Annotated in this window: 14 protein-coding genes; 7 read left to right on the top strand and 7 right to left on the bottom strand. The window is 72.0% G+C overall.

The window, feature by feature from the left end; all coding sequences use genetic code 11:
* Window positions 1-15: 15 nt before the first annotated feature.
* Complete coding sequence (locus tag FB382_RS09085; protein ID WP_182538541.1) at window positions 16-963, top strand: phosphotransferase; 948 nt, start codon at window positions 16-18, stop codon at window positions 961-963.
* 12 nt (window positions 964-975) lie between these two features.
* Here the strand turns inward: FB382_RS09085 and FB382_RS09080 are convergent, their stop codons facing one another.
* Window positions 976-1,845: an SURF1 family cytochrome oxidase biogenesis protein gene (locus tag FB382_RS09080; RefSeq protein ID WP_182538539.1), complete on the bottom strand. Its 870-nt coding sequence runs from the start codon at window positions 1,843-1,845 to the stop codon at window positions 976-978.
* A gap of 66 nt (window positions 1,846-1,911) precedes the next feature.
* On the opposite strand from FB382_RS09080, the gene moaA reads away from it, so the two are divergent.
* Window positions 1,912-2,901 carry a GTP 3',8-cyclase MoaA gene (gene moaA / locus FB382_RS09075; protein ID WP_182541433.1) on the top strand — a complete coding sequence of 330 codons (990 nt, stop codon included), beginning with the start codon at window positions 1,912-1,914 and terminating at the stop codon, window positions 2,899-2,901.
* A gap of 6 nt (window positions 2,902-2,907) precedes the next feature.
* On the opposite strand, the gene FB382_RS09070 is transcribed toward moaA, so the two are convergent.
* Window positions 2,908-3,135 (bottom strand): hypothetical protein, encoded by a 228-nt coding sequence (locus tag FB382_RS09070; protein WP_125036159.1) that lies wholly within the window; start codon window positions 3,133-3,135, stop codon window positions 2,908-2,910.
* 133 nt (window positions 3,136-3,268) lie between these two features.
* Window positions 3,269-3,625 (bottom strand): DUF3099 domain-containing protein, encoded by a 357-nt coding sequence (locus FB382_RS09065; RefSeq protein WP_182538537.1) that lies wholly within the window; start codon window positions 3,623-3,625, stop codon window positions 3,269-3,271.
* Window positions 3,626-3,691: 66 nt separating this feature from the next.
* On the opposite strand from FB382_RS09065, the gene FB382_RS09060 reads away from it, so the two are divergent.
* The 4 genes from FB382_RS09060 to FB382_RS09045 all read left to right on the top strand — a co-directional run bounded on the left by FB382_RS09060 (window position 3,692) and on the right by FB382_RS09045 (window position 7,245).
* Window positions 3,692-3,904, top strand: a complete 213-nt coding sequence (locus tag FB382_RS09060; RefSeq protein ID WP_125036157.1) for a dodecin — start codon at window positions 3,692-3,694, stop codon at window positions 3,902-3,904.
* Window positions 3,905-3,967: 63 nt separating this feature from the next.
* The gene (gene fabG / locus FB382_RS09055) at window positions 3,968-4,717 is read left to right on the top strand and encodes a 3-oxoacyl-ACP reductase FabG (protein ID WP_182538535.1); all 750 of its coding nucleotides are present in this window, start codon (window positions 3,968-3,970) and stop codon (window positions 4,715-4,717) included.
* 44 nt (window positions 4,718-4,761) lie between these two features.
* A complete protein-coding gene (gene fabI, locus FB382_RS09050) occupies window positions 4,762-5,532 on the top strand; it encodes an enoyl-ACP reductase FabI (RefSeq protein WP_182538533.1) in 771 nt (256 codons plus the stop codon).
* A gap of 27 nt (window positions 5,533-5,559) precedes the next feature.
* Entirely contained in the window at window positions 5,560-7,245 is a 1,686-nt protein-coding gene (locus FB382_RS09045; RefSeq protein ID WP_182538532.1) for a Mur ligase family protein, read from the top strand.
* Between the two features lie 2 nt (window positions 7,246-7,247).
* On the opposite strand, the gene FB382_RS09040 is transcribed toward FB382_RS09045, so the two are convergent.
* The 3 genes from FB382_RS09040 to FB382_RS09030 are packed head-to-tail and all read right to left on the bottom strand — an operon-like array spanning window position 7,248 to window position 11,352.
* Window positions 7,248-7,586: a cupin domain-containing protein gene (locus FB382_RS09040; protein ID WP_182538531.1), complete on the bottom strand. Its 339-nt coding sequence runs from the start codon at window positions 7,584-7,586 to the stop codon at window positions 7,248-7,250.
* Between the two features lie 8 nt (window positions 7,587-7,594).
* On the bottom strand, window positions 7,595-10,369 hold the full coding sequence (gene cphA, locus FB382_RS09035) for a cyanophycin synthetase (protein ID WP_182538530.1): 2,775 nt from the start codon (window positions 10,367-10,369) through the stop codon (window positions 7,595-7,597).
* A complete protein-coding gene (locus FB382_RS09030; protein ID WP_182538529.1) occupies window positions 10,366-11,352 on the bottom strand; it encodes a cyanophycinase in 987 nt (328 codons plus the stop codon). Before FB382_RS09030 ends, cphA begins: the two co-directional genes overlap by 4 nt.
* A 33-nt stretch (window positions 11,353-11,385) precedes the next feature.
* On the opposite strand from FB382_RS09030, the gene FB382_RS09025 reads away from it, so the two are divergent.
* The gene (locus FB382_RS09025) at window positions 11,386-11,901 is read left to right on the top strand and encodes a histidine phosphatase family protein (RefSeq protein WP_182538528.1); all 516 of its coding nucleotides are present in this window, start codon (window positions 11,386-11,388) and stop codon (window positions 11,899-11,901) included.
* Between the two features lies 1 nt (window position 11,902).
* Here the strand turns inward: FB382_RS09025 and serB are convergent, their stop codons facing one another.
* The gene (gene serB / locus FB382_RS09020) at window positions 11,903-13,135 is read right to left on the bottom strand and encodes a phosphoserine phosphatase SerB (protein ID WP_182538527.1); all 1,233 of its coding nucleotides are present in this window, start codon (window positions 13,133-13,135) and stop codon (window positions 11,903-11,905) included.
* Window positions 13,136-13,164 lie beyond the last annotated feature (29 nt).

Here is a 13,164-nt window from a genome sequence, read left to right as displayed (position 1 = left end):
GTACTGTGCGGGGCCGTGAGCTCGCACAGTGATGAGACGACCGACGAGGTGCCGGACCTCGGAGCACCGCCACAGCGGCTGACCGTCGACGTCGAGACCGTCCGCCGGCTGGTCGCGGAGCAGTTCCCGCAGTGGTCGCAGCGGCCCGTCGCACCGGTCAGCAAGCCCGGTTGGGACAACCGCACGTTCCACCTCGGTGACGACCTGCTCGTCCGACTGCCCAGCGCTGCGGAGTACGCGCTCGCGGTCGAGAAGGAGCACCGCTGGCTCCCCGAGCTGGGGGAGCGGCTACCCCTCCCGGTCCCGGTCCCGCTCGGCCTGGGACGGCCGGGTGCCGGATATCCCTTCCCGTGGTCGGTCTACGGATGGCTCCCCGGCGAGGCCGCCGACCGGGCGGCGACGATCGACCCGTCCGGCATCGCCGAGGACGTGGTCGGCTTCCTCGGGGCACTCCGGCGCATCGACGCGACGGACGGCCCCCAGCCCGGCGTCCACAACTGGTTCCGCGGCGCGACCCTGCGGACGTTCGACTCGTACGCCCGGGGTTCGCTCGCGAAGCTCGACGGCCACATTGACGTCGACCTGGCCACGGCCGCCTGGGACGACGCCCTGGCGGCCCGGTGGGACGGGGTGGACGTCTGGTTCCACGGCGACATGGCACCCGGGAACCTCCTGCTCGACGGGGGCAGGCTCACCGCGGTGATCGACTTCGGCACCTGCGGGGTCGGGGATCCCTCCTGCGACCTCGCCATCGCGTGGACCCTCCTGACCCGCCAGGGCAGGCGGCTCCTGCGCGAACGCCTCGACATCGACGAACCCACCTGGTCGCGGGGCCGTGGGTGGGCTCTCTGGAAGACGTTGAGCAACCTCGCCAACGCTGTCGAGGACGGGGACGAGCCCGAGGAGCGCGAGGCGCGGCGGGTCGTCGAGGCGATCCTGGAGGACTACCGCGACGCGCACTGACCGGGCAGGGCGTCAGTCCTCCCCGGCCTTGGCCTCCCGCTCGGCGGCGTACGCCCGCTGGTAGGCGGCCCGCACCTTCTGCTTCTGGGCCTGCTTCGCCGCCTTCTTCTGCTTCCGCTCGGCCATCGCTTCGGCAGCGGCCGACGTCTCGCCGCGGAGCAGGGCGCGGCGCTCGTCGTAGAGGAGGTAGAAGAAGCCGAAGACGGCGAGGACGCCGAAGAACCACCACTGCAGGCCGTAGAAGAAGTGCGGGCCGTTGTCGAGCTCGGGGAGCTCGGTGGGCTCGAGGGTGTCGGCGGCCGGCGGGTCCTCGGACTTCAGGTCGACGAAGCCGCCGTAGACGGGCGTGTCGATCGCCTTGCCGATCTCGACGCTCGAGATCGCCCGGGTCGACAGGTCGGTGACGGCCGCGCTGTCGCCCGTCGCGTCCACCCGCACCCAGCCGGTCACGGTGACCTGCCCCGACGGTGGGGCGGGCAGCGTCGAGGTGTCGCCGCCGCGGTTGTCCGACGGGGTCCAGCCGCGGTCGACCAGCAGGGCGGTACCCGAAGCCGTGACGAGGGGGACGACCACGTCGACGCCGGACTGCCCGTCCCGCGTGGCGTAGCGGAGCACGACGGTGTGGTCGGTGTCGTAGGTCCCGGTGGCAGTGACCAGACGCCACTCGTCGCGGTCCGACACGCCGGAGCCGGGGCGCAGGACTGAAGCCACGGGCGCGGGCGGCAGGGACTCGTTGCGCTCGACGATCGCGTTGCTGGCCTTGCGGTCCTCGAGGCGGTGGAACTGCCACTCGCCGAGCCACCAGCACGCCCAGGCGATCAGGACGACGGCGACCGCGAACGACAGCCACCGTCGGCTGACCAGGAACAGGAACGATCGCACCCAGCGAGGCTATCCGGGCGGTGGGCGACGCCCCGGCGCGGGTGCGCCCGTAGACTCGCGGGTGTGATGACACGTGCGCTCGAGGACCGCTACGGCCGTGTGGCGACGGATCTGCGCGTGTCGCTGACCGACCGTTGCAACCTGCGCTGCTCCTACTGCATGCCGGCCGAGGGACTCGACTGGCTGCCCGACGAGACCGTGCTCTCCGACGACGAGGTCGTCCGCCTCGTGCGCATCGCGGTGGAGCGTCTCGGGGTGCGCGAGGTGCGCTTCACCGGCGGCGAGCCCCTCGTACGCCGTGGGCTGGTCGACATCGTCCGCCGCACCCACGAGCTGGGCGTCGAGACGTCGCTGACCACCAACGCGCTCGGGCTCTCGCGCACCGCCCAGGCCCTGGCCGACGCGGGCCTGGACCGGATCAACGTCAGCCTCGACACGATCCGTCCCGAGACGTTCCTCGAGATCACCCGCCGCGATCGGTTCGACGACGTGGTCGCGGGCCTCGAGGCGGCGCAGGCCGCCGGCCTCGGCCCGATCAAGATCAACGCCGTGCTGCTGCGCGGCGTCAACGACACCGAGGCGCCCGAGCTGCTCCGCTGGTGCCTGGACCGCGGCTACGAGCTCCGCTTCATCGAGCAGATGCCGCTCGACGCCCAGCACGGCTGGAGCCGCGAGGCCATGGTCACCGCCGACGAGATCTTCGAGCGGCTCGAGTCCGCCTTCGTGCTCACCCCGGCCAGCGAGCCGCGGGGGAGTGCGCCCGCCGAGCTGTTCATGGTCGACGGCGGGCCCGGCACGGTCGGGGTCATCGCCTCGGTCACGCGGCCCTTCTGCGGTGACTGCGACCGGGTCCGGTTGACCGCGGACGGCCAGGTCCGCAACTGCCTCTTCGCCCGGCAGGAGTCCGACCTGCGCCTGGCCATGCGCTCGGGTGCGAGCGACGAGGAGCTGGCCGACCGCTGGGTCGTGGCGATGGCGGGCAAGCTGCCCGGGCACGGCATCGACGACCCGACGTTCCTCCAGCCCGACCGCCCGATGTCCGCGATCGGCGGCTGACGGGCGCTAGCGGCCGCCCTCGGGGCCCTGGTCGACCGGCGCCTCGGCGACGGGCACGACGTCGCGCAGGAATCCCCGCGCGGTCAGGAAGTCGGCCAGGCCGGCCCGGTGCTCCGCGCACGCGACCCAGACCTTGCGGCGGTCGGGGGTGTGCAGCTTCGGGTTGTTCCACAACAGCGCCCAGACGGCCTCGGACTGGCAGCCCTTGCCGGAGCAGGTGGGGGTCTCGGTCATGCCGTCCTCCCACGAAAAGGTCGGGAAATGGGCAGTGCCGGACAGCCACGGGGGAAGCCGTCCGGCACCACCGCGAACTGAGACGGGGGAGACCCAGCTCGCGCCGAGGATTCTGTCACCTGCGCCGAGGAAGTCAAATACCGTCGTCGCCGGAGTGGCGTCCCGAATCCGTGCCCGGAGGCAGCTGGGCACGGCCGAAATCGGCGTCCAGCAGCTCGAACCCGTCGGATCCGGAACCGGAATTGTTGGCCATCACCACGGCGACGTACGGCAGGATCAGCGCGCCGGCGATCAGGATCGGCCACAGCCACTCCAGGTGCGCCAGGGCGGCGACGACGGCCCCCACGAAGCAGACCGTCCGGATGCCCATGGACAGCAGGTAGCGCTTCTGGCGCGCGGCGATGTCGTCGGCGCGGTTGGTGGCTGCCGTCGTGATGCGGACCGGCTCTGCCTCGCGCGCCCTGCGGCTGTGGCTGTGGGTCCGGGCCATGCCGCCATCCTACGTCGGTACGCTCACAGTCCGTTCCCCACCGGGCTCGCCCACCAGGAGGCACTCATGAGCAACCGCACCTACCGCGTCAGCGAGATCGTCGGCACGTCGCCCGACGGCATCGACCAGGCGATCCGCAACGCCATCGAGCGCGCCAGCAAGACGCTGCGCCACGTCGACTGGTTCGAGATGACCCAGGTCCGCGGTCAGGTCAAGGACGGCGCCGTCGAGCACTTCCAGGTCGGCCTCAAGGTCGGCTTCCGCCTCGAGGACGACTGACCAGTCCGTCTCAGCCCGTGAGGGTTTTAGGTCTACTCCTGGGTAGTCGCTAGCGTCCTCGACGTGAGCCAGAGCACCCCGGACAACACCGACACCGTCCAGGCGGCAGCGCCGCGCTCGGTCCTCGTGACCGGCGGCAACCGCGGAATCGGTCGCGCCATCGCCGAGGCGTTCATCGCCAACGGCGACCAGGTCGCGGTCACCACGCGCAACGGCGGGGCTCCCGAGGGCGCCCTCGACGTCCGCTGCGACATCACCGATGCGGCCGCCGTCGAGGCCGCCTTCGCCGAGATCGAGGCCGCGCACGGCCCGGTCGAGGTGCTCGTCGCCAACGCCGGCATCACCGCCGACACCCTCATCCTGCGGATGTCCGAGGACGACTGGTCCTCGGTCATCGACACCAACCTGACCGGCTCCTTCCGGCTGGCCAAGCGTGCCGCCAAGGGCATGCTGCGGCTCCGCCGCGGCCGGATCATCTTCATCTCCTCGGTCGTCGGTCTCCTCGGCTCGGCCGGGCAGGTCAACTACGCCGCGTCCAAGGCCGGGCTGGTCGGCATGGCCCGCTCGCTGGCCCGCGAGCTCGGCTCCCGCTCGATCACCACCAACGTGGTGGCCCCGGGCTTCATCGAGACCGACATGACGGCGGTCCTCACCGACGACCAGAAGTCCGCCATCAAGACCCAGGTGCCGCTCGGCCGCTACGGGTCGACCGCCGAGATCGCCTCAGCGGTCACCTGGCTGGCCAGCGACGGCGCGGCGTACGTCACGGGGGCCGTGATCCCCGTCGACGGCGGCCTCGGCATGGGCCACTAGGTCTCGACAAGCTCGACCAACGGAACACGACAGAGGGAACTGACATGGGCATTCTCGACGGCAAGCGGATCCTGGTCGCCGGCGTCACGATGGACTCCTCCATCGGATTTGCCACGGCGAAGGTGGCGCAGGAGCAGGGCGCGACCGTGCTCATCTCCAACTTCGGCCGGGCGCTCGGCATCACCAAGCGGATCGCCAAGCGGCTGCCGACCGAACCGCCGGTGCTCGAGCTCGACGTGACCGACCCCGAGCACCTCGAGCGCCTGCCCGAGCTGGTGCGCGAGCACGTGGACGGCCTGGACGGCGTCGTGCACTCCATCGCCTACGGCAACCCCGAGACCCTGCTCGGCGGGAAGTTCCTGCAGGGTCCCTGGGACGACGTCGCCCAGGCCGTCCAGGTCTCGGCGTACTCCCTGAAGTCGCTCGCGACCGCCTGCCAGCCGCTGATGGGCAGTGGCGGTTCGGTCGTGGGCCTGACCTTCGACGCGACCGTGGCCTGGCCCGCCTACGACTGGATGGGCGTAGCCAAGGCCGCCCTCGAGTCGACCTCCCGCTACCTGGCCCGCGACCTCGGCCCGCACGGCATCCGCTGCAACCTGGTCTCGGCCGGTCCGCTCAAGACGCTCGCGGCCAAGGCGATCCCGGGCTTCGAGGAGCTCGACTCCATGTGGGCCGAGCGCTCGCCGCTCGGCTGGGACAACACCGACCAGACGCCGACGGCACGGGCCGTGTGCGCGCTGCTGTCGGACTTCTTCCCGGCGACGACGGGCGAGATCGTGCACGTCGACGGCGGCTTCCACGCGATGGGGGCCTGACCGCACTGGTCGGATAGCGTCTGGTCGGTGACTTCTCTCGTCGAGCTCCGGGTCCTCGAGGGCCCCAACCTCTACTTCCCCCGGGCCGCCATCAAGCTGACGCTGGACATCAGCGCGCTCGCGGCGGCGCCCGACGAGGTGGCGCAGCGGTTCGCGAAGCGGATCGGGCTGCGCAACGTCCGCACGGGCGCGGCGGAGTCGGGCTTCCGCCAGCGGTTCGCCGTGCGCGCGGTGGCCAGGCTGGTGCGGGCGATCGCGGCGGAGTCCGGCACGCAGCGCCTTGCGGTCCGGGTGCGCACGACCAGTGACCAGCACCAGATCGTCGTCGCCTTCCCGTGGCGGCACCGCGAGCGCGCCCAGGAGATGGGCCGCGCCGTGGCCTCGGTGCTCGACGCCGTGCCCGGCACCGACATCGAGACCGCGGTCAGCGAGGCTGCCGAACGGGTCCGCGCGAGCGAGCCCGGTGCCCGGCCGCACACGCTGACGCCGCGCGTCCCCGTCGTGGCCGTCACCGGCACCAACGGCAAGACCACGACGTCGCGGATGATCGCGCACATCGCGCGCACCGACGGCAAGCTGGTCGGCTGGTCCAACACCGACGGCGTCTACATCGACGGCGAGCTCGTCGAGGCCGGCGACTACTCCGGTCCCTCGGGCGCCGGACGCGTGCTGGCGCACAAGGAGGTCGAGTTCGCGGTCACCGAGACCGCCCGCGGCGGCATCCTGCTCAAGGGCATCGGGCTGACCCGCAACGACGTCTCGGTCGTCACCAACGTCACCGCCGACCACCTCGGACTCCAGGGCATCGACACCGTCGACCAGCTCGCGGAGGTGAAGTCGGTGGTCCCGCAGATCACCCGCAAGGACGGCTGGGCGGTCCTCAACGCCGACGACCCGCGCGTCCTGGCGATGCGCGGCGTGATCAAGGCGCAGCCCTGGGTCTTCTCCCGCGACCCAGACTCCCCGGCGATCCGCGAGGTGCTCTCCGCCGGCGGCCGCGCCACCACCGTCATCGACGGCTGGGTGGCCGTGCTGGCCCCGCACGGCGACGCCGACCCGCTGGTCGAGCTGGTCGACGTGCCGATGACGCTGGCCGGGCTCTCCCGCTTCAACGTCGAGAACACCCTCGCCGCGGCCTCCGCCGCCCTCGCGATCGGCATCCCGCGCGACGTGGTCGTCGAGGGGCTGCGGACCTTCCGCCCCGACGCGGAGCACAACCCTGGCCGGATGAACTTCTTCTCCGTCGGCGAGGTGTCGGTGGTGATCGACCTGGCCCACAACGAGGCCGGGCTCGAGGCGCTGCTCGAGATCATGAACGGCGTACGTCGCCCCGGAGCCCGCCTGCTGCTCGGCCTCGGGGTCGTGGGGGACCGCCAGGACGACCTCATCGAGAAGCTGGGCGAGATCGCGGCCCGGGACAGCGACGTGCTGGCCATCGGCCACAAGGAGAAGTACCTCCGCGGCCGCACCTACGACGAGCTCGACGACCTGATGCGCGCCGGCGCCGCGCGGGTCGGCGTCACCAGCTTCGCGTCGTACCCGACCGAGGTGGCGGCCCTGTCCGCGCTGGTCGGTCAGGCCCTGCCCGGCGACGTCGTCGGCCTCATGTGCCACGCCGAGCGCGAGGAGGTCTACGCGTGGATCGCCGGTGCCGGCGGCACGCCCGACGACAACGCGACGCTGGCCGCCAAGGTGCGTGCCGCGCGCGTCTGAGGTCAGTCGCGCGCGACGTCGAGCTCGCCCTCGACGACCAGGGCGGTGAGCCCGGCGACAGAGCGGGTCTGGTGCGGCTCGTTGGGCTCCCAGACGGCCGCCTGCCCGGGACCGAGGACGACCTCCACGCCGTCGCTCCCGGACACCGTCGCGTCCCCGCTCACGACCACGAGGAGCTGACGCCCGGCCGCCGGGTGGCGGCCGATCCGTCCACCCGGGCGGAGCCGGACCACGACCACGTGTGCGTCCATGGTGAGGGCGAGCCCACCCACGGTGACGCCGCGGCTCGCGTGCTCGTCGATCGCGCGCCGGGGGACGGCGTCGAGGGCCAGGACGCGCACCGGTCGGCTCAGGCGTCCGTCGACGCCGGCACGTAGTCGGGGTCACCCGCGGGGGCGTCGGTCCGCTCGCCGCTGCCCGCCTGGGCGATGTTGGACCACTGCTCGAGCTCGGCCATGACCTCGCCGTGCTTGTCGACGCAGACCACGACGAGGTCGCCCTTGTTGGCGCGGCTCATGGCGTGACGGACGGCCTCGATCTCCTCGAGGACCTCCTCGACCTGCTTGCAGCGGGCGCCCTCGGCCATCGCGGCGCGCACGCCCTCGAGCACGAACGCGGCAGTCTCCCCGCGCTTGCGCCCGCGCAGCTGGACGTCCTCGCGGACGATCACCACGTCGAAGTGCTGGGCCGCGATGTGCCCGAGCTCGCGCATGTCCTCGTCGCGCCGGTCGCCGGCGGTGGAGATGATGCCGATCCGCGACGGGCGGGCCAGGTCGTGCGAGGACGACAGCGAGTCGCCGGTGCGGTCCACGAAGTCGCCGAGCATCTTCATGCCGGGCGCGTTGTGGCAGTAGTCGACGATCACGTTGACGCCGTTGACCTCGACCTCGTTGAGGCGGCCGGGCGAGAGGTAGTAGCTCGTCGAGAACGTCCGCAGGCCCTGGCGGATGTCGTGCAGCGGGGCGCCGATGGCGAAGGCGGCCGCGGCGGCGCCGAGGGCGTTCTGGACGTTCATCCGGGCGCGGCCGCTGAAGGTCGAGGGGAGGAGGTGGGTCCAGGCCAGCTGCATCTCGCGGCGGCCGTGCTTGACCACGATCATCTCGCCGCGCTCGGACGGGTTGAGGACCAGCGCCTTGCCGCCGCGACGGCAGTGGGCGTCGATCATCTCGCGCACCTCCGAGCCGGGCTCCTCCATGGAGAACCACACGACCTGGCCCGAGCAGCGGCGCCGCATCTCGCGGACCAGCGGGTCATCGGCGTTGAGGACGGCGTGGCCGTCGCGCGGCACCGCCTCGACGAGGACGGCCTTGACGTCGGCGAGCTGCTCGACGGTGTCGATCCCGCGCAGGCCGAGGTGGTCGGGCTGCACGTTGAGGACGACGGCGACGTCGTTGCGCTCGTAGCCGAGGCCCTCGCGCAGGATGCCGCCGCGGGCGACCTCGAAGACCGCGAAGTCGACGCGTGGGTTCTGCAGGACCATCCGGGCCGACCGCGGGCCGGAGGCGTCGGAGCGGATCAGCAGTCGCTCGTCGATCACGACGCCGTCGGTGGAGGTCATGCCGACCTTGCGGCCCATGCCCTTGAAGATGTGGCTGATCATCCGTGACGTGGTGGTCTTGCCGTTGGTGCCGGTCACGGCCACGATCGGGATCCGCGAGGTGGCGCCCGGCGGGAAGAGCATGTCGACGACCGGCTTGGCGATGAACTGCGGCTCGCCGATGGTCGGGTGCGTGTGCATCCGGAAGCCCGGGGCCGCGTTGACCTCGCAGATCGCGCCGCCGGTCTCGCGGACCGGCTCGGTGATGTCGGGGCAGATGAAGTCGATGCCGGCGATGTCGAGGCCGACCATGCGGGCGGCCTCCTCGGCGATCTCGACGTTCTCCGGGTGCGCCTCGAAGGTGCGGTCGATGGAGATGCCGCCGGTCGACATGTTGCCGGTCAGGGCGAGCTTGACCATCGTGCCCTCGGGCACGACGGAGTCCATCTCGAAGCCCTGCTCGCGGACGAGGTCCTCCGCGGCCGCGTCGACCTTGATCCGGGTCAGCACCTTCTCGTGGCCCACGCCGCGCCGCGGGTCGGCATTGGCGGTGTCGACGAGCTGCTCGACGGTCGAGGTGCCGTCGCCGGTGACGGAGGCCGGGACGCGCTCGGCGATCGCGGCCACCCGGCCGTCGATGATCAGGCAGCGGTAGTCCTTGCCGGTCACGAACGACTCGACGATGACGGTGCCGCGGCGCGACTGCTCCTTGGCGATGTCGAACGCCTCGCGGACGTCCTTCTCGTCGAGGAGGTTCAGGCAGACGCCCCGGCCGTGGTTGCCGTCGAGCGGCTTCACGACGACGGGGAAGCCGATCCGCTCGGCGACGCGGACGGCCTGGTCGGCGGTCCGCACCGACTCCTGCTTGGGCACGGGCAGTCCGGCGGCGCCGAGCAGGCGGGTTGTGAGGTCCTTGTCCGAGGCGATGTCGACGGCGATGGCGGACGTCGCGGAGGTCATCGTGGCCCGGATGCGCTTGGCGTGCACGCCCTGGCCGAGCTGGACGAGGGAGTACTGGTTGAGGCGGATCCACGGGATGTCGCGGGACACGGCCTCGTCGAGGATCGCCTGGGTCGAGGGGCCGAAGGCGGTGCGCTCGGCGCGCAGGATGAAGGCCTCGAGCTCGGTGTCCCAGTCGAACTCCGGGTCGGCCTCGACGAGGTGGTTGACCAGGCGTACGGCGAGCCGCGCGGCGGCCAGGCCGACCTGCTCGTCGACGTACCCGAAGATCACGTTGTAGTGGCCGGGGCGCCCCTTCACGCCGCGCGTCTTGCCGCGGCGGATGTCGTGGCCGACGACCTGCTGCAGGGCGAGGGCGGCGTGCTCGGCGACGTGGCCGAGCCAGGTGCCCTCGTTGAGGCGCTCCACGAAGCCGCCGCGGCGACCGCGCGAGCAGGAGTGCTCGCGCAGGCCGGGCAGCATCTGGAGGATGTTGTCGGTGAAGCCGGGGATCGTGTTGGTGGGGAACTTCTCCAGCGAGCCCAGGTCGACCACGAGGTGGATCGCCTTGTCGTAGGACCAGACGTTGGCGCCGCGGTAGACCCGGGTCTCGACGATCGCGAGGTCGGGGGTGGGGCGTTCGGTCATGCGGAGGCTCCGTCCGGGTCGGGGGCTGTGGTCGTGGCCGACTTCCTGCGCGTAGTACGCGCGATCCGGCGGCGCAGGTTGGTGGGGGAGACGCCGTCGGCGGCGATGTCGCGGGCCAGCTGGCGCAGGTCGCGGCCGGCCTCGGCCATCTCGGCGGCCTCGCCCGGGTCGACGGCGGGCACGTGCGGGAGCAGGGTGCGGGTGGACAGGTCGAAGCGCGAGCCCTGGGGCAGGACGTGCAGCACCACCCCGCTGGCCAGCAGGGGCGAGGAGCGCTTGGCCTCATAGGCGTTGGTGACGATCCGGGAGGGGTCGAAGATCGCGACCGCGCCCTTGCCGACGACGCTCATGATCTCGTGGCCGTCCTCCACCTCGACGACGGCGGCGGTGTCCTCGTCGACACCGATCCCCAGGAGCTGGGGCGACTGGCTGACGATCATGAGCAACCGACCGTAGCGGTTGCGCTGGTCGAAGTGCTGGTCGATGACCGAGGACTGGAGCAGGCCGAGCCCGGCCGCGACCTGCGTCATCCGCTGCTTCGGGGTCGAGCCCGGGCCGCCGAAGGCGACCATGTGGCTGGACTGGATGCTGGCGCCGGCCGAGGTCCCGGCGATGACCGTGCCGGCCTCGTTGGCGGTCACGAGGGCATCCGCCAGGGGCGTGCCGGAGATGATCGCGGAGAGCTTGAGCTGGTTGCCGCCGGTCATGAATATGCCCGTCGCCTCGGTGAGGCGGCGGGCGAGGTCGGGGTCGTGGGAGTCCTCGCGGGTCTCGGGACGGACGGCGACCACGTCGGCCGCGCCGAGCTTGCGGAAGAGCGCGTCGTAGACCTCGACGACCTCCGGTCCGAGGGAGGAGGCGGTCGGGATCACCGCGATCCGGGCGTTCTCCCCACCGGCAGCAGCGACGAAGTGCTTGAGGATCGTGGGTCGGCGCAGCTTGTCCTCCGCGCCGCCGATGATCATGAGAGGTCCCCTGGGCATGACAGGGAGGCTAGCCCCTGACAAGGTTGGCGCGTGCAGCAGCAGTCCCGCGTGGTCGTCGTCGTCCGTCATGCCAGCGCCGAGCAGGTCGGCCCCACCGATGCCGAGCGGGAGCTCGCCCCCGGGGGCCACGACGACGCCCGCGACGCGGGCCGCTGGCTCGCCGCGCAGGGCGTGCGGCCCGACCACGCCTGGGTCTCGGCTGCCACCCGGACGGTGCAGACCTGGCAGTGCCTGGCCGACGCGGCCGGGTGGGGGATCGAGCCCGAGGTCGACCGCGGGCTCTACTCCGCCGGGCCCGAGACGGCGCTGGACCTGATGCGCTCCACGCCTGACGAGGCACGCACCCTCGTGGTGGTCGGGCACAACCCGACGATCGCCTACCTCGCCTCGATGCTCGACGACGGCCACGGCGACCAGGCGGCCTCGGCCCTGATGACGTCGGGCTTCCCCGCAGGCGCGGTCACGGTGTTCGCCTTCGACGGCGACTGGGGCGACCTCGACCCTGCGTCCTGCCGGGTCGTGGGCTTCCACGTGGGCCGCGGCTGACCTACACCGGCGGTGACGGCGTGACGATGCCGGCTTCGGCGTCGGCGAGCTCGATCTCCTCGCGGGAGATGCCGAGGAGGTACATGATCGCGTCGAGGTAGGGCACGTTGACCGCCGTGTCGGCGGCGTCCTGCACGACCGGCTTGGCGTTGTAGGCGATCCCGAGCCCCGCGGCCGCCAGCATGTCGAGGTCGTTGGCGCCGTCGCCGATGGCGATCACCGCCTCGGGAGGTACGCCGACCTCCGCGGCGAACTCGCGCAGCGCGGCCGCCTTGCCGGCGCGGTCGACCACCGGACCGACGATCCGGCCGGTGAGCCGGCCGTCGACGATCTCGAGCTCGTTGGCGCGGGCGTAGTGGATGCCGAGCTCCTCGGCGAGCCGGTCGGTGATCTGGCTGAAGCCGCCGGAGACGATCGCGAACCGGTAGCCCAGCCGGCGCAGGGTGCGCACCATCGTCCGGGCGCCCGGCGCGAGCAGGATGGCGTCGTACACCGCGTCGATGGCGGTGGCGTCGACGCCCGCGAGCAGCGCCACGCGCGTGCGCAGCGACTCCTCGAAGTCGATCTCGCCGCGCATGGCGGCCTCGGTCACGGCGGCGACCTCGGCCTCGCAGCCCGCGTGCGCGGCGAGCATCTCGATCACCTCGCCCTGGATCAGCGTGGAGTCGACGTCCATGACGATCAGGCGCATCCCGCGGCGGAGCAGGGTCGCGGGCTGGACGGCGACGTCGAGGCCCTGGCGGGCGGCCTCGACGGCCAGCACCTCGCGCAGCCGGTCGGGGTCGGCGCCGGAGACGTGCAGGTCGATCGCGGTGACGGGGTAGCGCGCCATCCGCTCGATCCGGTCGATGTTGGCGCCGCTGTCGGCGATCCGGCCGGCCACCGCCGCCATAGCCGAGGCCTTGAGCGGGGACCCGATGATCGTGACATGCGAGCGGCCGCCCGCGCGGGAGCGGTTGTCGCCCACGCCGCGGTCGACCTCGACCGTCATGTCGAGGGCCCGGGCGGTGTCCTCGACCTCGCTGCGCAACCGACGCCACTCGCGCGGTGCGGTCACGAGGACGCCGAGGATCAGCCGGCCACGCAGCACGATCTGCTCGATGTCGACCACCTCGACCCCCGCCTGCGAGAGCGTCGAGAGGATGGAGGAGGTCACGCCGGGCCGGTCCTTGCCGGTCAGCGTGATGAGCAGGGTCTCGGGCCTGGAGGCCTCGGTGCCGTACGTCGGAGTCATCGCCCGCCGAGGCTAACGCCTCGACCCGT

The organism is Nocardioides ginsengisegetis, assembly GCF_014138045.1.
In the GTDB taxonomy this organism is placed as follows: Bacteria; Actinomycetota; Actinomycetes; order Propionibacteriales; family Nocardioidaceae; genus Nocardioides; species Nocardioides ginsengisegetis.
Note: the sequence above shows the minus strand (reverse complement) of the source record. Positions and strands in the feature narration are given on the sequence as shown.

Coding starts and splice junctions, on each gene's coding strand:
- moaA (WP_182541433.1), top strand. CDS start 1,912: ATGACACGTGCGCTCGAGGACCGCTACGGCCGTGTGGCGACGGATCTG.
- FB382_RS09070 (WP_125036159.1), bottom strand. CDS start 3,135: ATGACCGAGACCCCCACCTGCTCCGGCAAGGGCTGCCAGTCCGAGGCC.
- FB382_RS09065 (WP_182538537.1), bottom strand. CDS start 3,625: ATGGCCCGGACCCACAGCCACAGCCGCAGGGCGCGCGAGGCAGAGCCG.
- FB382_RS09060 (WP_125036157.1), top strand. CDS start 3,692: ATGAGCAACCGCACCTACCGCGTCAGCGAGATCGTCGGCACGTCGCCC.
- fabI (WP_182538533.1), top strand. CDS start 4,762: ATGGGCATTCTCGACGGCAAGCGGATCCTGGTCGCCGGCGTCACGATG.
- cphA (WP_182538530.1), bottom strand. CDS start 10,369: ATGACCGAACGCCCCACCCCCGACCTCGCGATCGTCGAGACCCGGGTC.
- FB382_RS09030 (WP_182538529.1), bottom strand. CDS start 11,352: ATGCCCAGGGGACCTCTCATGATCATCGGCGGCGCGGAGGACAAGCTG.
- serB (WP_182538527.1), bottom strand. CDS start 13,135: ATGACTCCGACGTACGGCACCGAGGCCTCCAGGCCCGAGACCCTGCTC.